Genomic DNA, 22,498 nt, shown 5'->3' on the forward strand with positions numbered 1-22,498 from the left:
GGCTACTCCACCCCCACCTGCAGCGGGAGGACCGCGCCGGCGTCGTAGCGGACCACCTCGACGGTCGGGTGGACGGCGGCCAGGTGCGCGCAGACGGTGTCGCCGAGCGCGGCGTCCGGCCCGACGACGAGGGTGGCCATCTCGCCGCCGGCCGACAGCAGCCGGTCGAGCAGGTCGCAGGCGACCGCGGCCAGGTCGCGCCCGACCACCACGACGTCGCCCTCCGCCGAGCCCAGCGCGTCGCCGGGCCGGCAGAACCCGGCGCTGGTGAGCGCCTCCTGCTCGGCGACGGTGACCTCGGCCCAGCGGGTGGCCGCGGCCGCCTCGGCCATGGCGATGACGTCGTCGCCGAAGCGGCGGGCGGGGTCGGCGACGGCGATGGCCGCCAGGCCCTGCACCGGCGAGCGGGTGGGGACGACGGCGACGTCGCGGCCGGCCTCCCGGGCCCGGGCGGCGGCGCGGGCGGCGACCGGGGTCAGCGCGGGGTCGTTGGGCAGGACGACGACGTCGCCGGCGGCCGAGGCGACCACCTCGTCGAGCAGCGCGTCCTCGTCGACGCCGCCGGGCCCGCAGGTGACCACGCGGACGCCCTCGCCGGAGAACAGCTGCGCCAGGCCCTCCCCCGGCACGACCGCGACGACGGCGCGGCGGCCGGGCACCGGGGCGGCGGGGCGGACGGGCGCCAGCGGGGTGACCGTGATGCGGTGCGGCCGGCCGGCCTCGATGCCGGCCTCGATGGCGCCGCCGACGTCGCTGGTGTGCACGTGCACGTTCCACTGCCGGCCGGTGGGGGTGTCGACCCCGACGACGACCAGGCTGTCGCCGAGGGCGGCCAGCCGGGACTGCAGGGCGGTGACGGCGGCCTCGTCGGTGTCGGCGAGCAGGTACTGCACCTCGCTGCCGGGGCCGGGGGGCGGCTGGTGCGGGACGTCGGCGGGGTCGGCGGGGTGCGCCGGGCGGGGCACCAGCGGCGGGCGCGCGGGCTCGACGCCGGTGACGGTGGCGACCAGGGCGTCGAGGACGAGGGAGAGGCCGGCGCCGCCGGCGTCGACCACGCCGGCGTCGCGCAGCGCGTCGAGCTGGCCGGGGGTGGCCTCCAGGGCGGCGCGGGCGCCGTCGGCGGCGGCGGTGACGACGTCGGCCAGGGTGGTGCGCCCCTGGGCGACGGCTTCCACGGCGCACTCGGCGCCGGCGCGGGCGACGGTGAGGAAGGTGCCCTCCTCCGGGTCGGCGACCGCGGAGTAGGCGGTGTCGGCGGCCTTCTGCAGCGCGGCAGCGAGCGCCGGGCCGTCGGCGGGCTCCCGGCCGGCGAGCTGGTCGGACAGGCCGCGCACCAGCTGGGCGAGGATCGTGCCGCTGTTGCCGCGGGCGCCGAGGACCGCGCCGCGGGTGAGCGCGGCCCAGGCCGGCTCGCGCCCCGCCGCGGCGTCGAGCTCGGCGACCGCCGCCTGCGCGGTGAGCAGCAGGTTGGTGCCGGTGTCGCCGTCGGGCACGGGGAAGACGTTGAGGTCGTCGAGGCTGCGCCGTCCCGTGGACAGCGCGGTGACCGCGGCCCGGCACCAGCGACCGACCGCGGCGTCGTCCAGCGCCTGCAGCACGGGCGGAGGGTACCTGCGGAGACGGACGGACCCGGTCCTCGTCCGACCTCGGCGACGGCTCCGCGGAGGAGCGGTTATGCTGGACGACGGTCTCGCGGTCGCCGCCTGTGCGCCGCCGTCTGAAAATCGATTCTCTGGGAGTGATCCACCGTGGCTGCCGTGTGCGATGTCTGTGGCAAGGGGCCCGGTTTCGGTATGTCGGTGTCGCACTCGCACCGCCGCACGCCGCGCCGTTGGAACCCGAACATCCAGTCGGTGCGGGCGCTCGTCGCCCCCGGCAACCGCAAGCGGATCAACGCCTGCACCTCGTGCATCCGCGCGGGCAAGGTCGTCCGCGCCTGATCGCCGGGCCTCCTGACCGGAGGCCGCCCCGCGCCGAGGACCCCGGAGGTCGTGACCTCCGGGGTCCTTCGCGTGCGCCGACTAGCGGGCGCCGATGCCGCGGGCCCGTGCCGCGGTGACCACCAGGTCCACCACGGTCGGCAGCGGCAGCGCCGTCCCGTCGAGGACGAGGTGGTAGTGCCGGGCGGCGGCCGGGTCGCACCGGTAGAAGTGCCGGACGTAGGCCTCGCGGGTGGTGTCGTTGGCCTCGAGCTCCTGCCGGAGCTCGGCCTCGGGGCGGCCGTAGCGCGCCACCGCCGCCCGCAGCCGGGCCCCGGGCGGGCCGTCGAGCCGTACGTGCAGGGCGTCGGGCCGGTCACGCAGCACCAGCGCCCCGCCGCGACCGAGCACGACCCCGCCGGCGCCGTCGGCGATCTCGCGCAGCACCCGCTCGGTGTGCTCGCGGTAGGCCCGCTCGTCGGGCTGCGTGGTCGCCGGCATCACGCCGCCGACCGGGTCGGGCATGGCCCCGAGCGAGGCCACCAGCCGCCACAGGCCGCGCACGACCCGCTCGTCGTTGGCCTCGGCGTCGTCCTGGGAGACGCCGAGGCGGCCGGCCACCTGCGCGGGGATCGCCCGGTCGTGGAAGGCCAGGCCGAGCCGCTCGGCGACGGCGGGGCCGACCTCCGGCCCGCCCGCGCCGTAGGACGCGGAGATCGTCACGACGCCCACGGCCGCTCCTCGTCCTCGTCGTCGATGTCGTCGCCGATCCGCCGGCCCAGGAAGACCGCCCCGGCCTCACCGGCGTAGATGCCGTACCCCGGGACGGGCGTGTACCCCATCGCCCCGTACAGCGCGAGCGCCTCGGGCTGGCGGTCGCCGGAGTTGAGCACGACCGAGCGGTACCCCGAACCGCGCGCGGAGTCCTCGAGCGCGGTGACCAGCACCTGGGCCAGGCCGCGCCGGCGGAAGCGCGGCACGACGTACACGCGCTTGACCTCGACGACGGTGGGGTCGTCCCCCTCGGTGTGCCGGCGCCAGGCGCCGCAGCCGGCCGGCTCGCCGTCGACCTCCGCGACGAGGAACAGCCCGGCCGGGGGCACGAACTCGGCCGGGTCGACGACGGCGCCGTCGGGCCCGCCGTAGCGCACCACGTACTCCTGCTGCACCCGGCCGACGAGGTCGCGGGCCAGCGGGTCGTCGTAGGGCACCGCGCGCAGCCGCGCGACCGACCCGTCGCGCAGCCGCACCTCAGCCGAAGTGGACATGCCCGGTCCCCTCCGCACCGACCGCGACCGCGACCGCGGCCGCGGGTTCCCCACCGACGGACACCCCCGGCTCCCCCTCCTCGACCCGCCCGATCGGCACCCACCCCTCCGGCAGCACCGCGGACGGCGGGAAGGTCGCCAGCAGGGCGTGGTCCTCCCCGCCGGTGAGCACCCAGGCCAGCGGATCGGCGCCGAGGGCCGCCGCCACCTGCTGCAGCGGACCGGGCGGCTCCAGGGTCGCACGCACCAGCGCGGCCCGGTCGACGTCCAGGACGACGCCGCTGTCGGCGGCCAGGTGCCCGGCGTCGGCGAGCAGGCCGTCGCTGACGTCGCACATCGCGGTCGCCCCGGCGTCGGCCGCGGCGGGCCCGGCGAGGTAGGGCGGGGTGGGGCGGCGGTGCGCGGTCACGGCGGCCAGCGGGCTGCTGAAGCCGCGGCGCAGCACGGCCAGCCCGCACGCCGACCAGCCCAGCCGCCCGGCGACGGCGAGCACGTCGCCGGGCCGCGCTCCCGAGCGCAGCACCGGCACCCGGCCGCCGAGGTCGCCCAGCGCGGTGACCGACAGGACGACGGCGCCGCTGTCGGGGGCCGAGGCCACGGTGTCCCCGCCGACGACGGCGGCGCCCAGCGGCGCGCACTCGGCGGCCATCCCGGCGGCCACGCCCTCCAGCCACGAGGTGGGCGTGTCGGCGGGGCAGGCCAGCCCGACCAGCAGCGCGGTGGCCACCCCGCCCATCGCGGCGACGTCGGCGAGGTTGGCGGCGGCGGCCTTGTGCCCGACGTCCTCGGCCGAGGACCAGTCGCGGCGGAAGTGGCGGCCCTCGACGAGCACGTCGGTGGTGGCGACCACCCGGCCGTCGGGCACGCGCAGCACCGCGGCGTCGTCGCCGGGGCCGACCTGCGCCACCTGCGCGGAGCCGGCGCGGGCGACCACCCGGGCGATGACGCCGAACTCGCCGACGACCCGGACGCTGTCGGCGAGGTCCTCGCGCGGGACCAGCGGACGGGGCCGTGTCACAGGTCACTCCCGGTCGCTGGGGTACGTTGCGGTCCAGTCCGCCTGCCCGTGGCAGGCAGCCGCCTGCGCAGCCGTCCGAGGAAGGTCGTCCCGTGGTCCACGCCTACATCCTGATCCAGACCGAGGTCGGCAAGGCCGCCCAGGTGGCGTCCACGATCAGCGAGATCGCCGGCGTGACCAAGGCCGAGGACGTCACCGGGCCCTACGACGTCATCGTCCGCGCCGAGGCCGAGACCGTCGACGACCTGGGTCGGCTGGTGGTGGCCCGCGTCCAGTCGGTCGACGGCATCACGCGCACGCTGACCTGCCCCGTCGTCAACATCTGAGCCGCTGAGCGAGGACGCCCCGGACCCGGCGCCGGCGCCCGCGCGCGACCCGCTGCGCCGGCTGGCGCTGGTCGCGACCGCCGTCGTCGTGCCGGTGCTCGTGGCGCTGCTGGTCCTGGTCCGGGTGGTCGGCGGCGACGACGACGGCGAGGACCCGGTCGCCGACGTCGGCGGCGCCCCGACGCAGCAGCGCGCGGAGGACCTCCCGGTGCTGCCGGTCGAGGTCCCGCCGCCGACGCCGGAGGCCGACGCGCACTGCCCGGCGCTGATGGCGGGGCTGCCCCTCGACCTGACGGAGGAGCCGCAGCGGCTGGTCGACTCCGACACCCCCTACGCCGCCGCCTGGGGCGACCCGCCGATCGTCCTGGTGTGCGGCGTGCCGCAGCCCGCGGGCCTGGTCGCCGGCGAGGGGCTGCTGCAGATCGACCAGGTCACCTGGTTCGTCGAGCAGGCCGAGGAGGCCACGACCTGGACCGCGGTCGACCGCGCGGCGTACGTGCAGGTGACCCTGCCGCCGGACGTCGACAGCGCCCCGGTCACCGTGCTCAGCGGCGTCATCGCCGACACGCTGCCGCCGCGCTGAGACCGCTCAGGGGGCCGCTCAGGGGGCCGGGAGCCGCTCCAGCTGGGCCCGGACGGCGTCGTGGACCTCGTCGCCCGCCGCCTCCTCGGTGGCCGCCACGGCGGTGACCCCCACGCTGAACACCCCGTGCCCGCACCAGGCGAACGCGGCCGGGCCGGACAGCCCGGTCGCGGGGTCGGCCTCGGCCACGGTGAGCAGGCTGCACCCCTCGGGCAGCGACGACGGGTCGTGGTGCAGCACGCCGTCGTAGAGCTCGGCGTCGTTGCCGGCGAGGTCGCGCGCGTAGGCGGCGGCGCCGGCGGGGTCGGCGAACTGGTCGAGGAAGACGCTGGTGAGCGGGCCGGTCGTGGCGCCCCAGAAGCGCTCCCAGCCGTGCCGGTAGCCGTACTCGCGCAGCACCGCGCGCTCCCGGGCGGGGTCCTCGGAGTAGGTGGCCACGTCGTCGACGGTCTTGGCGCCGGCGGGGGGCTGCAGGTCGGCGTCGGGGATCCGCGGGAGGCCGGAGGGCACCTCGTGGAGCAGCAGCTCCCCGAGCTCCTCGACGCTCTCCGGCGTGGCGGGGGCGGGCGCGGGGGTGGCGCTGGTCGGTGTGCAGCCCGTGGCCGGCACGAGGCACACCAGCCCGGCGAGCACGGCCGCGACCCGGCCCGGGGTCACCGGGGGGTCCGGTGGTCCCCCGGCCGGCCCGCACGGGTCAGTGCGGAGGTGACCAGCCGGTCCACCAGCTCGGGGTAGGACACCCCGCTGGCCGCCCACATCCGCGGGAACATCGAGATGGGCGTGAAGCCCGGCATGGTGTTGACCTCGTTGATCACGAGCCGCTCGCGGCCGTCGGGCCCGGTGCCGAGGAAGAAGTCCACCCGCGCCAGGCCCTCGCAGTCCAGGGCGAGGTAGGCGCGGCGGGAGGCCTCCTGCACCATCCGCGTCTGCTCGGGCGTGAGGCCGGCCGGGACGTCGAACTCGACGGCGTCCTCGAGGTACTTGGCGTCGAAGTCGTACCAGTCGGTGCCCGGCTTGAGCCGGATCTCGGCCGGCAGGCTGGCCTCCGGCGGCCCGCCGTCGCGGCCGGCGAGCACGCCGCACTCGATCTCCCGGCCGGGTACGGCGGCCTCGACGACGACCTTCGGGTCGACGGCGGCCGCGGTGGCCACCGCCCGGGGGAACTGCGCCCAGTCGGTGACCCGGGTGATGCCGATGCTCGACCCGGCGCGCGAGGGCTTGACGAACACCGGCAGGCCGAGCCGCTCGCGGTCCTCGGCGGTGAGCACGTCGGGGTCGGCCGACAGCGCACCCCCGGCGTCGCGGAGCACCACGTGGTCACCCTGCGGCAGCCCCGCGGCGGCCAGGAGCTTCTTGGTGAACTCCTTGTCCATCGACGCGGCGCTGGCGAACACCCCGGACCCCACGTAGGGCAGCCCGCTCATCTCCAGCAGTCCCTGGATGGTGCCGTCCTCGCCGTAGGCGCCGTGCAGCACCGGGAAGACGACGTCGACCTCGGTGAGCGCCGGGCCGATCGCGGCGGCCGGCTCCAGCACGGCCAGGCCGCGCCCGGCGGGGTCGCCGACCAGCGACACCGCCGTCCCGCCGGTGACCTCGGGCAACCGCCCGCCGGCGATGGCCAGCTGCTGGCCCTCGTCGGGGAGCACCCAGCGGCCGTCGCGGGCGATGCCGACGGGGACGACCTCGTAGCGCTCCGGGTCCAGCGCCGCCATCACGCTCCCGGCGCTGACGCAGGAGATGGCGTGCTCGGCGCTGCGCCCCCCGAACACGACCGCGACGCGCACCTTGCGAGTTCCGCTCATCGCGGCCGACCCTAGTCGACGCCCCCGCGCGTCCTGCGGCTCCCGCGGGGCCGGCACCCGGGCGGTGTGGGAACCTCGTCGGCGATGCGGGAGAACGCGGCCCCTCCGGTGGACCCCCGGCCTCCGGCGACGACGGCGCACCAGGGGGACGCCGCCGCGCGCCGGCACCCGCTCCCCCTGCGGCTGGCCGGGGCGGCGGTGCACGCCTACACGGCGCTGGGCTCGGTGTTGGCGCTGCTGTTCGTGCTGGCCGCGATCGAGGGCGAGGTCGAGGCCGCGCTGTGGATCGGGCTGGCCGCGCTGGTGGTCGACGGCACCGACGGGATGCTGGCCCGTCGTGCGCGGGTCAAGGAGACGATCCCCTGGTTCGACGGCTCGCTGCTGGACAACATCGTCGACTACCTGACCTACGTCTTCGCCCCCGTCGTCCTGCTCTGGACCACCGGCGTGCTGCCGCACGGGCCGGCCGGCTGGGTGCTCGCCGCCCTGCCGCTGCTGGCGTCGAGCTACCAGTTCTGCCGGGTCGACGCGAAGACCGACGACCACACCTTCCTGGGCTTCCCGAGCTACTGGAACGTCGTCGCGTTCTACGCGGTCGTGCTCGACCTGTCGCAGGTGGCCGTGGCCGTGGTGCTCGTCGTCTGCTCGGTGCTGGTGTTCGTGCCCGTGCGCTACCTGTACCCGTCGCGGACCGAGGCGCTGTGGCAGGTGAGCATGGCGCTGACCGCCGTCTGGTTCGTGTCCTACGCCGTGCTCGTCGCCCAGCTGCCCGACCCGAACCCGTTCGTGGTCGCGCTGTCGTTCGCCTACGTCGTCTACTACCTGGCCTTCAGCGGCTGGCTCACCGCCCGCGCCGCCCACCGCCGCCGCCGGGACGCCCGCACCGCCGGGTGACGGGCTGGAACGGCCCTCCTGCAGGGGCCCGCGCCGAGCGGAGCGAGGGGTGGGGGCAGGAGGGTCCTCCTAAAACGGAGCGCGGAGGACCAGCTCGACGTTGCGGTCGGCGGGCGTGCCGGCCAGCGGCGAGCCGAGGCCGGCGTACGGCACGTTGGCCGCCAGCTCGCGGTGCAGCGCCGCCAGCGCGGCGGGGTCCCCGGCGGCCGGGTCCTCGGCGGCCGGCGGCCGTGCGGGGCTGTCGTGGTCGACCATCGTGCAGACCAGCGACAGGGTGCCGTCGCCGTTGTCGAGCAGCTCGACCAGCCGGGCCTGCCCGGGCCAGTCGACGACGGCGCAGGTGGTCACCTCCCACAGCCCGCGGCCGGGCTCGCGCGGGTGCGCCCACGGCCGCACCTCGCTGACGTGCGTGTGCCCGTTGAGCCAGAGCACCACGTTCGGGTACCGGTGCAGCAGCGCGAGGAGCTCGGGCGCGCCCAGGGCGGTGTCGTCGGCGGCCGGCTGCCCGCCGAGGGCGTCGGAGCGGGTGAGGGTGCCCGACCCGTGGTGCGAGAGCAGGACCACCAGGCGGTCGGCGTTGCCGGTGGCCACCCGCCCGCCGTCGGGACCGGGCGCCGACGACGACACCTCGCGCAGCCGCTCCTCCAGCCAGCGTGCCTGGACCGCGTCGACCGAGCCCGCGGCGCCGCCGGTGACCCGGGTGGTGTCCAGGCAGACCACGCGCACGCCGGGCAGCCCGTCCCAGACGTAGTAGGCGGTGCCGTCGCGCAGGTTCTCCTCGGTGAACCCGTGCCCGGCGGGCGCCCCGTCGTCGGCGAGGTGGGCGGCGACGAACGAGCGGCGGTCGATGAAGCGGCGGTCGGCCACCGGCGTCACCGGGCGCGAGGTGGCGGTGGTGAAGACCTCGGAGCGGTGCGTGAACAGGTGCAGCGCGTCGTCCAGCGGCAGGGCGGGGTCGACGTCGACCGGTTTGCGCCCGGCGCCGAGGACGGCGGCCAGCGCGGGCGTGGGGACGCCGACGCCCTGGATGAGCGCCTCGTGGTTGCCGTGGCAGCCCAGCCACGGCAGCCGCAGCCCCTCGGCGGCGAAGGCCGCGAACGCCGCCTCCAGCAGCCCGGGGCGGGCGGGGAAGCCGAAGCGCTCGTGGTGGACACCGCCGTCGTCGTCGGGCCGCCAGAACAGGTCGTGCGGCCATCCCGAGGCCTGCACGCCGTCGTAGGCGGTCAGCCCGGCGCCGGGTGAGACCACTCCCCCGCCGAGGACGGCGAGGTACAGCTCCAGCTCGTTCCACTGCGCGTTGTCGATGGCGTCGCCGGTGGTGACCACCACCTGCAGCGGCTGACCGGTCCGCGGCGCGCCGGCCAGGCCGTTGAGGGTGCGCACCAGCGCGTCGACGGCGTGCGCGGTCAGCGCCTCCTGCGGCCGGTGCATGGGCACGAGCGCGCGCATCCGCGGGTCGGCCTCGAAGCGGTGGAAGAACTCGAACCGGGCCGGCGAGCAGACGTCGGCCAGTTGCAGGTCGGTGACGTGCGCGAGACAGGCGACCGCCCGCACCCCGCGGCGCGGCGGCTCCCACGACGGCCCGACCAGCTCGCGGCGCACCCGGTGCGGCTCCCCGGCCGCCCACGCGAGCGCCCGGTAGTCGCCGTCCCGGCCGGCGTGCAGCACGGGGCCGGCGGCGAGGACGCGGTCGAGGGTGGTGCGGCTCATCCGGGGTCAGGCGGCAGCGGACACGGCGTCGAGCGCGGCGGTGAGGTCGGCGACGACGTCGCGGGTGTCCTCGATGCCGCAGGAGAAGCGGAGGAAGCCCGCCGGGACCGCGTCCCCGCCCCACTGCGCCCGCCGGTCGACGGTGCTGTGCACCCCGCCGAAGCTGGTCGCCGCCGTCCACAGCCGGCTCGCGGCGAGGAAGCGCGACACCGCGGCCTCGTCGGCGAGCTCGGCCGAGACGACCCCGACCGGCCGCAGCATCTGCCGGGTGGCGAGCTCGTGCGAGGGGTCCGAGGCCAGCCACGGCCACCGGACGCCGGTCACCGCCGGGTGGCCGGCGAGGACCTCCGCCACCGCCGCGGCCGTGTCGGCCTGGCGGGCCAGCCGCAGGTCCAGCGTGCTCATCGACCGGTGCCCGAGCCACGCGTCGAACGCGCCGGGCGTGCTGCCGGTGTGGTCGCGCCAGCCCTTGAGCCGGTCGAACACCTCGTCGGAGGTGGTGCTGACGTGGCCGAGCAGCAGGTCGCTGTGCCCGGTGAGCGCCTTGGTGTCGGCGCCCACGGTGAGGTCGGCGCCGAGCGCCAGCGGCCGCTGGCCGAGCGGGGTGGCGGTGGTGTTGTCGACGGCGAGCAGCGCACCGGCCGCCCGCGTCGCGCGGGCCACCGCGGCGACGTCGCAGACGTCGAGGTGCGGGTTGCTGGGGGTCTCCAGCAGGACCATGCGGGCGCCGTCGAGGTCGCCACGGGCGGCGACCTCGCCGATCCCGGTCGTGGGCACGTACTCCACCCGGATCCCGAGCCGCTCCAGCTCGTCGCGGGCGAGCAGCCGGGTCGCGTAGTAGCCGTCGGCGGGCAGCACCAGCCGGTCGCCGGCCGACACCAGCGCGGTCACCGCGGCGGTGACCGCGGCCATGCCGGTGGAGAAGGCGAGGCACCGCCCGCCGTCGAGCTCGCCGACGGCGTCCTCGAACGCCCGGAACGTGGGGTGCTCGGTGCGGGCGTAGGCGTCGGCGCCGCCGGCGCGCGGCGGCCGGTCGCCGAGGTGGAAGGGCGCGGCGAACACCGGCGAGGGGCGTAGCGGGGTGCCGGGTACCGGTGGGGCGTCGCCCGCCCGGACCGAGCGGGTGCCGTCGCCCCACCCGGCAGGCAGCGTCCCTCCGGCTCGGCCGGTGGAGCCGTCGGTCACTCCGGCTTCGCCTCGCGGGACATGATCTCCTTCACCATCTGCGCGGCCGGCACGCCCTCGTGGCAGACCCGGACGACCGCCTCGGTCACCGGCACGTCCACGCCGTGCGCGCGGGCCAGGTCCAGCACCGGGCGGCAGCTCTTGACCCCCTCGGCGGTCTGCCGGGTGGTGGCCTGCACCTCCTCCAGCGACAGGCCCCGCCCCAGCTTCTCCCCGAACGTGCGGTTGCGCGACAGCGGCGAGCTGCAGGTGGCCACGAGGTCGCCCAGGCCGGCCAGCCCGGCGAAGGTCGCGGGCTCCGCGCCCAGGGCCGTCCCCAGGCGGGTGGTCTCGGCCAGGCCGCGGGTGATCAGCGAGGCGCGCGTGTTGTCGCCGAAGCCCATCCCCTCGGCGATGCCGCAGGCCAGCGCGATGACGTTCTTCACCGCGCCGCCGAGCTCGCAGCCGACGAGGTCCTGGTTGGTGTACGGCCGGAAGTAGACGGTGTGGCAGGCGGCCTGCAGCGCGGCGGCGCGGTCGCCGTCCGGGCAGGCGATGACGGTGGCGGCCGGCTGCTCCTCGGCGATCTCCCGCGCCAGGTTCGGCCCCGACAGCGCCGCCACCCGGTCCGGCCCCGCGCCGGTGACCTCGCAGATCACCTCGCTCATCCGCTTGGTGGTGCCGAGCTCGACGCCCTTCATCAGCGACAGCAGCGTCGCGTCCGGGGGCAGCAGCGGCGTCCACTCGAGCAGGTTGGCGCGCAGCGACTGGGAGGGGACGGCGAGCACGACGACGTCGGCGCCGTCGAGGGCCTCGGCGGCGTCGGGGGTCGCCGTCAGGGCGCGGGGCAGCCGCACGCCGGGCAGGTACTCGGCGTTCTCCCCCGTCTCGGCGATCGCCCGGGCCAGCTCCGCCCGGCGGGCGTGCAGGGACACCGTGCAGCCGGCGTCGGCGAGCACCTTGGCGAAGGTGGTGCCCCAGGAGCCGGCGCCCAGGACGGCGGCGCGGGTGCCCCGCCCGAGGCGGTCCAGCTCGCTCACGCAGCGCTCCCCGGGAGGTCGCCGGGCAGCGACCGCCCCGGCCGGGGGGCGAACGAGGCGGGGGCCGGCTCACCCCGGAGCCCGGACAGCAGGTCACGCACCCGGCCCATGATGAGGTCGGTGGTCTCCCGGAGCAGGTCCGGGGTCAGCGGCCGGCCGGCACGGACCTCGGCCCGCAGCGCGGACAGGTCGACCGGCTCCCCGACGGCGTAGTCGGCGGGCGCCCGGAAGCGCAGGTGCAGCTTCTTCGTGTGGTAGTCGTGCACCCGGTGCGGGCCCCACTGGGCCACCGGCAGCACCACCGCGTCGGTGGTCAGCGCCAGCCGCGCGACGCCGGTGCGCGCCTGCATCGGCCACCAGTCGGGGTCGCGGGTCACCGAGCCCTCGGGGTAGATCACGACGACGTTGCCCGCCTCCAGGTCGGCCGCCGCGGCGGCCAGGGAGCCGCGGGCGTCGGCGGAGCCGCGGGCCACCGGGATCTGCCCGGCGTGCCGGAGGATCTTGCCGACGACGCCCTTGAACACCGCCTGCTTGGCCAGGAAGTGCGGCACCCGCCCGTTGTCGTAGACCAGCCGCGCGCAGGCCAGCGGGTCCAGCACCGACACGTGGTTGGCCACCAGCAGCACCGGCCCGGTGCGCGGCAGCCGGTCGCCGTCCCGGTAGCGCAGCCGGAACACCAGCGACGTGGTCGGGTAGATGAGCGCGACCGCCAGCTTCAGCGACCACGGCAGCCGGCCGCGCTCGTGCAGCGCGCGCCGCTGTACCGCAGTGGTCCCGGAGGACTGCTCCTCGGTCACCGGCACACCTCCGCTCGGTCGTGACGACCGGCACATGATCGACCCTCCGGCCGGCCCGGGTGCGCACCGGGGTCCTCCCGGCGTCCGCGGCGGGCCGCGGCGGTGTGCTCACATGGTGCCGTGCGGTGGTCCCTGGTCGTCCCGGCGAAGCGGCTGTCCGCGGCCAAGACCCGCCTCGTGCCGCTGACCGGCGGCGGTCCGGGGCTGCACGCGGACCTGGTGCTCGCGCTGCTGGCCGACACCGTCGCCGCGGCCCGCGCCTGCCCCACGGTGGCCGACGTCGTCGTCGTGACCGACGACGAGCGCGCGGCCGCCACCGTCCGGGCGCTCGGCGCGCGCACGGTGCCCGACGAGCCCGACCGCGGGCTCAACCCGGCGCTCGCCCACGGCGCCCGGGCCGGCGGCGGGGACCCCGTCGCCGCCCTGTCGTCGGACCTGCCGGCGCTGCGGCCGGTGGAGCTGGCCGCCGCCCTGGCCGCGGCCGCGGCGGCGCCGCGCTGCTTCGTCGCCGACGCCGCGGGCACCGGCACCACCCTGCTCACCGCGGCCGGCGTGCCCCTGGACCCGCGGTTCGGCCGGGACTCCGCCGCCGCGCACGCCGCCGCGGGCGCGGTGCCCCTCGACGGCGACTGGCCGGGGCTGCGCCGCGACGTCGACACGCCTGCGGACCTGGCCGCGGCCGCCGGCCTCGGCGTCGGGACGGCGACGGCGGCGCTGCTGCCGCGGCTGCCCCGCCCGGCCGCCTGACCGGTGCCGCGGAACGGCACCGGTCGTTCACGTGCGTGGGGCACGATGAACGGGTGGCAGCCGAGACGACGTCCCCGACCACCGGGCCCGAGACCCCCGCGCCCGCCGAGCAGCCCCCGCTGCCCGTGGACCGCTTCCTCAACCGGGAGCTGTCCTGGCTGGACTTCAACGCGCGGGTGCTCGAGCTGGCCGAGGACGCCTCGATGCCGCTGCTGGAGCGGGTCAAGTTCCTCGCGATCTTCGCCGGCAACCTCGACGAGTTCTACATGGTGCGCATCGCCGGGCTGAAGCGGCGGCAGAGCACCGGGCTGACCGTCCGCTCCCCCGACGGGCTGACCATCCGCGAGCAGCTGGCCCGGGTCACCGAGCGGACCCAGGAGCTGGTGCACCGGCACGCCGTGTGCTTCGAGCAGGACGTCACGCCACGGCTGGAGGCCGAGGGCATCCGGATCGTGCACTGGGACGACCTCGCCGAGACCGAGACCCGGCGGCTGCGCGAGTACTTCCGTGACCAGGTGTTCCCGGTCCTCACCCCGCTGGCCGTCGACCCGGCGCACCCGTTCCCCTACATCAGCGGCCTGTCGCTCAACCTCGCCGTCGTGGTGCGCGACCCGGAGTCCGGCGCGCCGCGCTTCGCCCGGCTCAAGGTGCCCAACAACGTGCCGCGGTTCGTGCCGGTGGGGCCGGTCGACGCGCAGGCGACGTTCCTGCCCCTCGAGGACCTCATCGCCGCGCACCTGTCGCTGCTCTTCCCCGGCCTCGACGTGATCGACCACCACCTGTTCCGGGTCACGCGCAACGCCGACCTCGAGGTGGAGGAGGACCGCGACGAGGACCTGCTGCAGGCCCTCGAGCGCGAGCTCGCCCGCCGCCGGTTCGGCCCCGCGGTCCGGCTCGAGGTCACCGAGACGATGGACCCGCAGATCCTCGACGTCCTCGTCTCCGAGCTCGAGGTCAGCCCGCACGACGTCGTCACCGTGCCCGGGCTGCTCGACCTGGCCTCGCTGTGGGCGCTGTACGACATCGACCGTCCCGAGCTCAAGGACGAGCCGTTCGTGCCGGCCACCCACCCGCGGCTGTCCGAGGGCGAGACGCCGATGAGCGTGTTCGCCACGCTGCGCGAGGGCGACGTGCTGGTCCACCACCCGTACCACTCGTTCGCCACGAGCGTGCAGCGCTTCATCGAGCAGGCCGCCGAGGACCCGCACGTGCTGGCGATCAAGCAGACGCTGTACCGCACCTCCGGGGACTCCCCCATCGTCAACGCGCTGATCACCGCCGCGGAGCTCGGCAAGCAGGTGGTCGTCCTGGTCGAGGTGAAGGCGCGCTTCGACGAGGAGGCGAACATCAGCTGGGCCCGGTCGCTGGAGCGGGCCGGCTGCCACGTCGTCTACGGCCTGGTCGGGCTGAAGACGCACTGCAAGACGGCGCTGGTGGTGCGCCGGGAGAGCGGCGTGATCCGCCGCTACTGCCACATCGGCACCGGCAACTACAACCCGAAGACGGCGCGGCTCTACGAGGACCTCGGCATCCTCACCGCCGACCCGCGGGTGGGCGCCGACCTCACCGACCTGTTCAACGTGCTCACCGGCTACTCGCGGCAGACCACCTACCGGCAGCTGATGGTGGCACCGCACGGCGTCCGCGCCGGGCTGGTGGAGAAGATCCGCCGGGAGGCGCGGCACGCCGCCGAGGGCCGCCCGTCCGGCATCCGGTTCAAGGTGAACTCGCTGGTCGACGAGCAGGTCATCGACGCGCTCTACGAGGCCTCCCGCGCCGGGGTGCCGGTGGAGCTGTTCATCCGCGGCATCTGCGCGCTGCGCCCGGGCGTCCCCGGGCTGAGCGAGACCGTCCGGGTGCGCTCGATCGTGGGCCGCTTCCTCGAGCACTCGCGGGTCATGTCGTTCGCCAACGCGGGTGAGCCGGAGTGGTGGATCGGCAGCTCCGACCTCATGCACCGCAACCTCGACCGCCGGGTCGAGGTGCTGCTGCGCGTGTGCGACGACCCCGCCCAGCGGGAGCTGCAGGCGGTGTTCGACGCCGCCATGGCCCCCGGCGTGCGCTGCTGGGAGCTCGGCCCCGAGGGCCACTGGGCCCGCATCGGGTCCCGGGACTACCAGGCCGCCCTCATGCACCGGGTGACCGAGCATGCCGGCTGAGCGCACGGCCGTCGTCGCGGCCGCCGGCGGGGTGGTCTGGCGGCCGGCCGGCGACGGCGGCGTCGAGGCCGCGCTCGTGCACCGGCCGCGCTACGACGACTGGTCGCTGCCCAAGGGCAAGCTCGACGCCGGGGAGAACGCCCTGGCCGCGGCGGTGCGGGAGGTCGTCGAGGAGACCGGCCTGCAGGTGGTGGTGGGCCGCCGCAGCCTGCGCACCCGCTACGAGGTGGCCGCCGGGCCCAAGCACGTGGACTACTGGCTCATGCAGGCGGTCGGCACCGAGCACCCGTTCGAGCCCAACGACGAGGTGGACGAGCTGCGCTGGCTGCCGCTCGGCGCGGCCGCCGCGCTGGTCACCCACGAGCACGACCGGCGGGTGCTGGCCGACCTGACCCGCGCCGACGTCCCGCGGGCGCCGTCGGTGCTGCTGGTGCGCCACGCCAAGGCCGGCAGCCGCAGCGACTGGGACGGCCCCGACGACGAGCGGCCGCTGGACACCAAGGGGTGGCGGCAGGCGCGGCAGCTGGCCGACGTCCTGCCGGCGTTCGGGCCGGTCGAGCTGCTCACCGCCGCCCGGGTGCGCTGCCGGCAGACCCTGGAGCCGCTGGGCGAGCGGACCGGGCTGCCCGTGCGCGACCTGCCGGAGCTCGGCGAGGAGGAGTTCGCCGCCGACCCGCAGGCGGGCCTGGCCGCCGTCGAGCGGCTGCTGGAGCCGCGGGAGGGCGCCGGGGTCGCCGTGGTGTGCAGCCAGGGCGGGGCGATCCCGTCGGTGCTGATGAGCCTCGGCGTCCGCTGGGAGGGCGTCGCCGGGCGGCTGTACCCCCCGGCGGCCAAGGGCAGCGTGTGGGCGCTCGGCGGGCGCCCCGGCGCGCTGCTCGCCGACTACTACCGCGACCTCGGCCCCGACCCCGACGCCCCCGCCTGAGGGGCGCCGGGGCCGGCGGGCGTCAGGCAGGGAGGGCCGGGAGCGCCTTGGGCAGCCAGGACGGGCGCTGCGCCTCGTAGGCCTCGACGTCGGCCAGGTGGCGTTCGGTGAGGCCGACGTCGTCCAGCCCCTCCAGCAGGCGCCAGCGGACGTAGTCGTCGACCTCGAACGGCACCGTGGTGTCGCCGTAGGTGACCGTCTTGGCCTGCAGGTCGACCGTCACCGGCAGCGCCGGGTCGGCCTCGACCGCCTGCCACAGCGCCTCGACGTCGGCCTGCGGCAGGACGACGGTGAGCAGGCCCGACTTGGTCGAGTTGTTGCGGAAGATGTCGGCGAACCGCGAGCTGATCACGACGCGGAAGCCGCCGTCGAGCAGCGCCCAGCAGGCGTGCTCCCGCGAGGAGCCGGTGCCGAAGTCGGGGCCGGCGACCAGGACCGAGGCGTCGGCGTGGTGCGGCTGGTTGAGCACGAAGTCCGGCTCGTTGGTGCGCCAGGCGACGAACAGGCCGTCCTCGAACCCGGTGCGGGTGATCCGCTTCAGGTACTCGGCCGGGATGATCTGGTCGGTGTCGACGGCACTGCGGCGCAGCGGGGCCGCGGTGCCGGTGTGCGTGGTGAAGGGCTGCATCGGGCTCAGACTCCAGCGGTCTCGAGGTCGGCCAGGTCGGCGGGGGCGGTCAGCCGGCCGGTGAGCGCGGTGGCGGCGGCCACGGACGGCGACACCAGGTGGGTGCGCCCGCCCTTGCCCTGCCGGCCCTGGAAGTTGCGGTTGCTGGTCGACGCCGACCGCTCGCCCGGCTTGAGCTGGTCGGGGTTCATGCCCAGGCACATCGAGCACCCGGCACCGCGCCACTCGGCGCCGGCCTCGGTGAAGACCCGGTCCAGACCCTCGGCCTCGGCCTGCTGCTTGACCCCGATCGACCCGGGGACGACGAGCATCCGGGTGTTGGCGTCGATCTTCTTCCCGCGCAGCAGCTCGGCGGCGGTGCGCAGGTCCTCGATCCGGCCGTTGGTGCACGAGCCGAGGAAGACGGTGTCCACCTCGATCTCGCGCAACGGCGTGCCCGGCGTGAGCCCCATGTAGGCCAGCGCCTGCTCGGCGGCGCGGCGCTCGTTGTCGTCGGCGAACTCGGCCGGGTCGGGCACCCGCCCGGTCAGCGGCAGGCCCTGGCCGGGGTTGGTGCCCCAGGTGACGAACGGCGACAGCTCGGCGGCGTCGAGGACCACCTCGGTGTCGAAGACGGCGCCCTCGTCGGTGCGCAGCGTCCGCCAGTGGGCGACGGCGGCGTCCCAGTCGGCGCCCTGCGGGGCGTGCGGGCGGCCCTGCAGGTAGGCGAACGTCGTCTCGTCGGGGGCGATCATCCCGGCGCGGGCGCCGGCCTCGATCGACATGTTGCAGATCGTCATCCGGGCCTCCATCGACAGCGCCTCGACGGCGCTGCCGCGGTACTCGATGACGTGGCCCGCGGCGCCGTTCGTGCCGATCCGCGCGATGACGGCGAGGATGACGTCCTTCGACGACACGCCCTCGGGCAGCTGCCCGTTCACCGTGACCGCCATCTGCTTCGGCCGGTGCTGCGGCAGCGTCTGGGTGGCCAGGACGTGCTCGACCTCGCTGGTGCCGATGCCGAACGCCAGCGCGCCGAACGCGCCGTGCGTCGAGGTGTGGCTGTCGCCGCAGACGATCGTCGTGCCCGGCTGGGTCAGCCCGAGCTGCGGGCCGATGACGTGCACGATGCCCTGGTCGCGGTCGCCCATCGGGGCCAGCCGGATGCCGAACTCCGCCGCGTTCCTCCGCAGCGCCTCGACCTGCGCCCGGCTGACCGGGTCGGCGATCGGCGCGAGGACGTCGAGCGTGGGGACGTTGTGGTCCTCGGTGGCCATGGTGAGCTCGGGCCGGCGCACGCGGCGGCCGGCGGCCCGGAGCCCGTCGAACGCCTGCGGGCTGGTGACCTCGTGCACGAGGTGCAGGTCGATGTAGAGCAGGTCCGGCTCGCCCGCGGCACTGCGCACGACGTGGGCGTCGTAGACCTTCTCCGCCAGGGTCTTCGGCACGGGGTCCCTCCCGGTCGGGGTCATCCCACGGTGGCGTCTCATTCTGTGGGATGGGAGTATCGCTGTGTGGGACAGCCTAACCCCGTCGCCGTTCTGGACAAAGCAGTGGCCATCCTCCGCGCCGTCGCGCAGGAGCCGGCGTCGCTCGCCGACCTCGTTGCGCGCACCGACCTGCCGCGGGCGACCGCCCACCGGCTGGCCGTCGCGCTCGAGGGCCACCGCCTGCTCCGGCGGACGCCGGCGGGGACCTGGGCGCCTGGTCCCGCCCTGGCCGAGCTCAGCCACGGCAGCGCCGACCTCGCCCGGGTCGCCGGCCGGCACCTCCCGGCGCTGCGCGACGCCAGCGGGGAGAGCGCCCAGTTCTACGTGCGCGAGGGCGGGTCGCGGGTGTGCGTCGCCGCCGCCGAGCGGGCGCACGGCCTGCGCGACACCGTGCCGGTGGGCGCGCGGCTGCCCATGACGGCGGGGTCGGCGGCGCACGCGCTGCTGGCCTTCGCGCCGCCGGAGGAGGTCACGCCGCTGCTGCCGCAGGCCAGCTTCACCGCCCGCACGCTGCTCGACGTCCGCCGGCGCGGGTGGGCGCACAGCGTGGCCGAGCGCGAGGCCGGCGTCGCCTCGCTGTCGGCGCCGGTGCGCGACCCGGCGGGCACCGTGCTCGGCGCGGTGTCGATCTCCGGCCCGGTCGAGCGGCTGGGCCGCCGGCCGAGCCCCGAGGTGGTCGGCGCCGTCCTGGAGACGGCGGCGGCGATCGCCCGCGCGGCCGGGTGAGGGGTTCACCGCGCCCGCGGCGGGGCGGAGACTGCCCGCATGACCGCCACGGAGCCCCGGCAGCGCGGGCGCGCCCGGATCGCCGGGCCCGGTGAGGGCATCGGCCTGGACGAGCTGGCGCTGGCCACCCGCAACCACGGCCTGCCGCTCGAGGCGCTGCGCTACGACGTCACGCCGCCGGGCCTCCACTACGTGCTCACCCACTACGACATCCCCGCGGTCGACCCGGCGACCTGGCGGCTGGAGGTCACCGGCGCGGTCGAGCGGCCGCTGCGGCTGGACCTCGACGACCTGCGCCGCCGGCCGGCGGTCACCTCACGGGTGCTGCTCGAGTGCGCCGGCAACGGCCGCGCCCGGCTCGAGCCCCGCCCGGTGAGCCAGCCGTGGCTGCTCGAGGCCGTTGGCAACGCCGAGTGGACCGGCACGCCGCTGGCACCGCTGCTGGAGGAGGCCGGCGTCTCCCCCGCCGCGGTCGACGTCGCCTTCACCGGCGCCGACCACGGGGTCGAGCGCGGCGTCGAGCAGGACTACGCCCGCGGCCTGCCGCTGGCCGAGGCGCTGCGTCCCGACGTGCTGCTGGTGTGGGCCGTGAACGGCGCTCCCCTGCCGCCCCAGCACGGGGCGCCGCTGCGGCTGCTGGTGCCCGGCTGGTACGGCATGGCGCACGTGAAGTGGCTGACCCGGGTCGAGGTGCTCGAGCACCCCTTCGACGGGTTCCAGAACGCGGCCGCCTACCGGCTGAAGACCGAGGTGCACGAGGCCGGGGTGCCGGTCACCCGGATCGCCCCGCGGGCCCTGCTGGCCCCGCCCGGCTTCCCCGACTTCATGACCCGCGAGCGGTTCCTGCGGCCCGGCCCCGTGACGCTCACCGGCCGGGCGTGGTCCGGCCGCGCCCCGCTGACCGCCGTCGAGGTGAGCACCGACGGCGGGGCCACCTGGACCCCGGCCGCCCTCGCGCCGGCCGACCCCGCGCACCCGCACGCGTGGCGGGCCTGGACCTGCACCTGGGACGCGGAGCCCGGCGGGTACGAGCTGGTCGTGCGCGCCGCCGACGCCGAGGGCCCGCAGCCGGTCGAGCAGCCGTGGAACCGCCAGGGCATGGCCAACAACCTCGTGCAGCGGGTGCCGGTCACCGTCCTGGACGACTGAGCCGGCGCACCACCGACGACGGCGCGTGCGGCAGCGCGCGGGCGGCCGCCTCGGCGACGGTGTGGGTCCCGCACTTCTCCCGGATGTGCTCGGCGTGCTTGCGCACGGTGCCCACCGACAGCCACAGCGCGCCGGCCACCTCCTCCCGCGACAGGCCGGCTCCGAACAGCGCCAGCACCTCCCACTCCCGGGGCGTCAGCGGCGGGACGCCGGCCCGCCGCCGCTCCCCGTCGAGCAGCAGCTCCAGGACGTGCGGGCGGCCCAGCTCGAGCAGCGACCGGTCCCGCTCGGTGAAGGGCCGGTCCCAGCGGTTGAACAGCAGGCGGCGCGCCTCGCCGGGCGGCGCGGGCAGCGACACCATCAGCTCCGCCGTGCACCCCGTCAGCACCTCGGCGTGCATCGGGTCGGCCAGGCGGGCCCGGTCGGTGGGGAAGAAGTCACCGGTGTGGACGACGCTGCGCAGGTCGCCGGTGCGCTGCGGCCAGCTGCACGTCGACGTCCACCACAGCTGCCAGAAGCGGTCCTCGTCGGGGTCCTGCGGCTCGAGGGTGAGGAAGCCGCGGGTCCCGTCGGGCATCACGCCCTGCAGCAGGAGCGACTGCCGGTCCCGGACGTCGTGCACCTGGTAGCTCAGGTCGACGTCGCACGGGACCAGCCGCAGCAGTCCGTCGAGGAGCGCCCACGGGAACACCGGCCCCGGGTCGTCGTGCCACGCCGTCGCCAGCACGTCGAGCAGGGCGTCCGGGTCGCCCTCGCGCAGGTGGCCGCTGCCCATGGGAGCTCCCGCCGCCGGCCGGTGGCCCCGACCCTGGGCCGCCCGCCGGTCCCCGGGATACGCCCCGCGGCGTATTCCGCCCGGACCTGCGCCGGCGGAGCGTCAGCCTCCCCGGCCACGAACCGCCGGGACCAGCGCATCCCAGGGCGGTCCCGTACCGCACCGGAGAGGCCTCCCGATGACCACCGCCACCCACGGCCCGGCCGCCGCCTGGGCCGCCGCCCACCGCTCCCTGCTCGTCCTGTTCGCGATCGCGGCCACCCTCGCCGTCGCCGCGGCCGTCACCCTGACGGTGCTGCTGACCGGTGCCGACGACCCCGCCCCGGCCGCACCGGTGCCGGTCCCGGAGACCCCGGCCGACGACCCGTGCACCCTGCCCGGCGCGATGACGATCGTCCTGGCCAAGCCGATCTGCTGACCACCCCGTTCCGCCGACGGCTCCGGGACCGGGTCAGCCGCCCCACCGCACGACCGGCTGACCCGGTCCCGGCCCGTACGGCAGGCACCGGGCGGCCGCCTCGGCGACGGTGTGGGTCCCGCACTTCTCCCGGATGTGCTCGGCGTGTTTGCGCACCGTGCCGACGGCGATGCGCAGGGCCGCGGCGATCTCCTCGGCGTACAGCCCCGCGCCGGCCAGACCGAGCACCTCCCACTCGCGCGCGGTCAGCCGCGGCACGCCCGCCCGGCGGTGCTCGGCGTCCAGCCACAGCTCCAGCAGGTGCGGACGGGCCAGCTCCAGCAGCCGCCGGTCCCGCGCGCCGAACGGGGTGCCGTCGGACCGGAGGAACAGCAGGGCCGGCAGCTCGCCGAGCGGCGCCCGCAGCGGCAGCACGAGCTCGCCGGGCACGTCGGTGGTCACCTCGGGGTACAGCGGGCCGCCGCCGTCGCCCGGGTGGTGGTCCGCGGCGGACAGGACGCGCCGGAGCGCGCGCTGGGGCCGCGGCCCGAGCAGCGGGGAGCGCAGCCGGCCGGAGGGGCCCGTCAGCGCGTCCTCACCGGCGCGCTCGACACCGCGCGTCCCGTCGGCCAGCACACCCTGGACGACGACGGTCCGCAGGTCCCGGTGGTCGACCAGCCGGCAGGTCAGGTCGAGGTCCGCGGGGACCAGGCGCAGCAACCCCTCGAGCAGCCCCCAGGGCAGCACGGGCCCGGGGTCCAGGGACCGCGCCGCCCGGAGCAGGGCGAGCAGGTCCTCGGCGTCCCGCGCGCGCAGGTGCCCGGTGGCCATGGCGGACCCCCCGTCGGCCGTGCCGGTCACGCTAGGCCGCCCGGCCGCGCCCGCGGGATACGCACTCTGACGTATTCCGCCTGTCGCGGCGGAGGTGCAGCGTCGTCGTCCCCGGGTGTGCCACGCCCGGGACCGGCGCCTCAGGGGCGGCACGGCCGCACCCGGAGAGGG

The 22,498-nt window shown here is 76.6% G+C and carries 24 protein-coding genes; 10 read left to right on the forward strand and 14 right to left on the reverse strand.

Going from position 1 to position 22,498, the window contains the following annotated elements:
* Positions 1 to 2: 2 nt before the first annotated feature.
* On the reverse strand, positions 3 to 1,598 hold the full coding sequence (locus ACI798_RS04580; protein ID WP_457047350.1) for a DAK2 domain-containing protein: 1,596 nt from the start codon (positions 1,596 to 1,598) through the stop codon (positions 3 to 5).
* 159 nt (positions 1,599 to 1,757) lie between these two features.
* Between ACI798_RS04580 and rpmB the strand changes: the two genes are divergently transcribed.
* Entirely contained in the window at positions 1,758 to 1,940 is a 183-nt protein-coding gene (gene rpmB / locus ACI798_RS04585) for a 50S ribosomal protein L28 (protein ID WP_436277817.1), read from the forward strand.
* Positions 1,941 to 2,021: 81 nt separating this feature from the next.
* On the opposite strand, the gene ACI798_RS04590 is transcribed toward rpmB, so the two are convergent.
* From ACI798_RS04590 to ACI798_RS04600, 3 genes are read right to left on the reverse strand one after another with little or no spacing between them, the layout of a single operon-like run.
* The gene (locus ACI798_RS04590; protein ID WP_456940164.1) at positions 2,022 to 2,651 is read right to left on the reverse strand and encodes a cytidylate kinase-like family protein; all 630 of its coding nucleotides are present in this window, start codon (positions 2,649 to 2,651) and stop codon (positions 2,022 to 2,024) included.
* Positions 2,639 to 3,187, reverse strand: a complete 549-nt coding sequence (locus tag ACI798_RS04595; RefSeq protein ID WP_456940165.1) for a GNAT family N-acetyltransferase — start codon at positions 3,185 to 3,187, stop codon at positions 2,639 to 2,641. The genes ACI798_RS04590 and ACI798_RS04595 overlap by 13 nt, the downstream gene beginning before the upstream one ends.
* Positions 3,171 to 4,205, reverse strand: a complete 1,035-nt coding sequence (locus ACI798_RS04600; RefSeq protein ID WP_457047351.1) for a thiamine-phosphate kinase — start codon at positions 4,203 to 4,205, stop codon at positions 3,171 to 3,173. The genes ACI798_RS04595 and ACI798_RS04600 overlap by 17 nt, the downstream gene beginning before the upstream one ends.
* A 92-nt stretch (positions 4,206 to 4,297) precedes the next feature.
* Here ACI798_RS04600 and ACI798_RS04605 point away from each other — a divergent pair, with 92 nt between their 5' ends.
* Positions 4,298 to 4,531 (forward strand): Lrp/AsnC ligand binding domain-containing protein, encoded by a 234-nt coding sequence (locus tag ACI798_RS04605; RefSeq protein WP_456940167.1) that lies wholly within the window; start codon positions 4,298 to 4,300, stop codon positions 4,529 to 4,531.
* 88 nt (positions 4,532 to 4,619) lie between these two features.
* Positions 4,620 to 5,114, forward strand: coding sequence for a DUF3515 domain-containing protein (locus ACI798_RS04610; RefSeq protein WP_456940168.1), 495 nt, complete (start codon positions 4,620 to 4,622; stop codon positions 5,112 to 5,114).
* Between the two features lie 18 nt (positions 5,115 to 5,132).
* On the opposite strand, the gene ACI798_RS04615 is transcribed toward ACI798_RS04610, so the two are convergent.
* Positions 5,133 to 5,771, reverse strand: coding sequence for a hypothetical protein (locus ACI798_RS04615; RefSeq protein ID WP_456940169.1), 639 nt, complete (start codon positions 5,769 to 5,771; stop codon positions 5,133 to 5,135).
* On the reverse strand, positions 5,768 to 6,916 hold the full coding sequence (locus tag ACI798_RS04620; protein ID WP_457047352.1) for a D-alanine--D-alanine ligase family protein: 1,149 nt from the start codon (positions 6,914 to 6,916) through the stop codon (positions 5,768 to 5,770). The genes ACI798_RS04615 and ACI798_RS04620 overlap by 4 nt, the downstream gene beginning before the upstream one ends.
* A 108-nt stretch (positions 6,917 to 7,024) precedes the next feature.
* On the opposite strand from ACI798_RS04620, the gene ACI798_RS04625 reads away from it, so the two are divergent.
* Positions 7,025 to 7,810, forward strand: a complete 786-nt coding sequence (locus tag ACI798_RS04625; RefSeq protein ID WP_456940171.1) for a CDP-alcohol phosphatidyltransferase family protein — start codon at positions 7,025 to 7,027, stop codon at positions 7,808 to 7,810.
* Between the two features lie 69 nt (positions 7,811 to 7,879).
* Here the strand turns inward: ACI798_RS04625 and ACI798_RS04630 are convergent, their stop codons facing one another.
* The 4 genes from ACI798_RS04630 to ACI798_RS04645 are packed head-to-tail and all read right to left on the reverse strand — an operon-like array spanning position 7,880 to position 12,521.
* Positions 7,880 to 9,520, reverse strand: coding sequence for a TIGR03767 family metallophosphoesterase (locus ACI798_RS04630; protein WP_457047353.1), 1,641 nt, complete (start codon positions 9,518 to 9,520; stop codon positions 7,880 to 7,882).
* A gap of 6 nt (positions 9,521 to 9,526) precedes the next feature.
* Complete coding sequence (locus tag ACI798_RS04635; protein ID WP_457047354.1) at positions 9,527 to 10,705, reverse strand: cystathionine gamma-lyase; 1,179 nt, start codon at positions 10,703 to 10,705, stop codon at positions 9,527 to 9,529.
* On the reverse strand, positions 10,702 to 11,724 hold the full coding sequence (locus ACI798_RS04640; protein ID WP_457047355.1) for an NAD(P)H-dependent glycerol-3-phosphate dehydrogenase: 1,023 nt from the start codon (positions 11,722 to 11,724) through the stop codon (positions 10,702 to 10,704). Before ACI798_RS04640 ends, ACI798_RS04635 begins: the two co-directional genes overlap by 4 nt.
* The gene (locus ACI798_RS04645) at positions 11,721 to 12,521 is read right to left on the reverse strand and encodes a lysophospholipid acyltransferase family protein (protein WP_456940175.1); all 801 of its coding nucleotides are present in this window, start codon (positions 12,519 to 12,521) and stop codon (positions 11,721 to 11,723) included. The genes ACI798_RS04640 and ACI798_RS04645 overlap by 4 nt, the downstream gene beginning before the upstream one ends.
* Positions 12,522 to 12,641: 120 nt before the next feature.
* Here ACI798_RS04645 and cofC point away from each other — a divergent pair, with 120 nt between their 5' ends.
* Genes cofC through ACI798_RS04660 form a run of 3 tightly spaced genes read left to right on the forward strand, consistent with a single transcriptional unit; the run spans position 12,642 to position 16,352 of the window.
* Positions 12,642 to 13,268: a 2-phospho-L-lactate guanylyltransferase gene (cofC, locus tag ACI798_RS04650; protein ID WP_456940176.1), complete on the forward strand. Its 627-nt coding sequence runs from the start codon at positions 12,642 to 12,644 to the stop codon at positions 13,266 to 13,268.
* Between the two features lie 53 nt (positions 13,269 to 13,321).
* Positions 13,322 to 15,427, forward strand: a complete 2,106-nt coding sequence (locus tag ACI798_RS04655) for an RNA degradosome polyphosphate kinase (RefSeq protein ID WP_456940177.1) — start codon at positions 13,322 to 13,324, stop codon at positions 15,425 to 15,427.
* Complete coding sequence (locus tag ACI798_RS04660; protein WP_456940178.1) at positions 15,417 to 16,352, forward strand: NUDIX hydrolase; 936 nt, start codon at positions 15,417 to 15,419, stop codon at positions 16,350 to 16,352. Before ACI798_RS04655 ends, ACI798_RS04660 begins: the two co-directional genes overlap by 11 nt.
* Positions 16,353 to 16,374: 22 nt before the next feature.
* On the opposite strand, the gene leuD is transcribed toward ACI798_RS04660, so the two are convergent.
* Together leuD and leuC are read right to left on the reverse strand one after the other, a co-directional pair.
* Positions 16,375 to 16,980, reverse strand: coding sequence for a 3-isopropylmalate dehydratase small subunit (gene leuD, locus ACI798_RS04665; RefSeq protein ID WP_457047356.1), 606 nt, complete (start codon positions 16,978 to 16,980; stop codon positions 16,375 to 16,377).
* A 5-nt stretch (positions 16,981 to 16,985) separates the two neighbouring features.
* On the reverse strand, positions 16,986 to 18,407 hold the full coding sequence (gene leuC / locus ACI798_RS04670; protein WP_457047357.1) for a 3-isopropylmalate dehydratase large subunit: 1,422 nt from the start codon (positions 18,405 to 18,407) through the stop codon (positions 16,986 to 16,988).
* 105 nt (positions 18,408 to 18,512) lie between these two features.
* Between leuC and ACI798_RS04675 the strand changes: the two genes are divergently transcribed.
* Together ACI798_RS04675 and ACI798_RS04680 are read left to right on the forward strand one after the other, a co-directional pair.
* Positions 18,513 to 19,175 carry an IclR family transcriptional regulator gene (locus ACI798_RS04675; RefSeq protein ID WP_456940181.1) on the forward strand — a complete coding sequence of 221 codons (663 nt, stop codon included), beginning with the start codon at positions 18,513 to 18,515 and terminating at the stop codon, positions 19,173 to 19,175.
* 39 nt (positions 19,176 to 19,214) lie between these two features.
* Positions 19,215 to 20,324, forward strand: a complete 1,110-nt coding sequence (locus ACI798_RS04680; protein ID WP_457047358.1) for a molybdopterin-dependent oxidoreductase — start codon at positions 19,215 to 19,217, stop codon at positions 20,322 to 20,324.
* On the opposite strand, the gene ACI798_RS04685 is transcribed toward ACI798_RS04680, so the two are convergent.
* A complete protein-coding gene (locus tag ACI798_RS04685; protein ID WP_457047359.1) occupies positions 20,305 to 21,099 on the reverse strand; it encodes a response regulator transcription factor in 795 nt (264 codons plus the stop codon). The genes ACI798_RS04680 and ACI798_RS04685 overlap by 20 nt on opposite strands.
* Positions 21,100 to 21,277: 178 nt before the next feature.
* On the opposite strand from ACI798_RS04685, the gene ACI798_RS04690 reads away from it, so the two are divergent.
* Positions 21,278 to 21,517 (forward strand): hypothetical protein, encoded by a 240-nt coding sequence (locus ACI798_RS04690; protein WP_457047360.1) that lies wholly within the window; start codon positions 21,278 to 21,280, stop codon positions 21,515 to 21,517.
* 33 nt (positions 21,518 to 21,550) lie between these two features.
* Here ACI798_RS04690 and ACI798_RS04695 read toward each other — a convergent pair whose 3' ends face one another.
* Positions 21,551 to 22,327, reverse strand: coding sequence for a helix-turn-helix transcriptional regulator (locus tag ACI798_RS04695; protein WP_456940185.1), 777 nt, complete (start codon positions 22,325 to 22,327; stop codon positions 21,551 to 21,553).
* Between the last annotated feature and the right edge of the window lie 171 nt (positions 22,328 to 22,498).

This window comes from Geodermatophilus sp. SYSU D01045, from assembly GCF_054050295.1.

Coding starts and splice junctions, on each gene's coding strand:
- ACI798_RS04680 (WP_457047358.1), top strand. CDS start 19,215: ATGACCGCCACGGAGCCCCGGCAGCGCGGGCGCGCCCGGATCGCCGGG.
- ACI798_RS04660 (WP_456940178.1), top strand. CDS start 15,417: ATGCCGGCTGAGCGCACGGCCGTCGTCGCGGCCGCCGGCGGGGTGGTC.
- leuD (WP_457047356.1), bottom strand. CDS start 16,980: ATGCAGCCCTTCACCACGCACACCGGCACCGCGGCCCCGCTGCGCCGC.
- ACI798_RS04630 (WP_457047353.1), bottom strand. CDS start 9,520: ATGAGCCGCACCACCCTCGACCGCGTCCTCGCCGCCGGCCCCGTGCTG.
- ACI798_RS04620 (WP_457047352.1), bottom strand. CDS start 6,916: ATGAGCGGAACTCGCAAGGTGCGCGTCGCGGTCGTGTTCGGGGGGCGC.
- ACI798_RS04690 (WP_457047360.1), top strand. CDS start 21,278: ATGACCACCGCCACCCACGGCCCGGCCGCCGCCTGGGCCGCCGCCCAC.
- ACI798_RS04695 (WP_456940185.1), bottom strand. CDS start 22,327: ATGGCCACCGGGCACCTGCGCGCGCGGGACGCCGAGGACCTGCTCGCC.
- ACI798_RS04595 (WP_456940165.1), bottom strand. CDS start 3,187: ATGTCCACTTCGGCTGAGGTGCGGCTGCGCGACGGGTCGGTCGCGCGG.
- ACI798_RS04685 (WP_457047359.1), bottom strand. CDS start 21,099: ATGGGCAGCGGCCACCTGCGCGAGGGCGACCCGGACGCCCTGCTCGAC.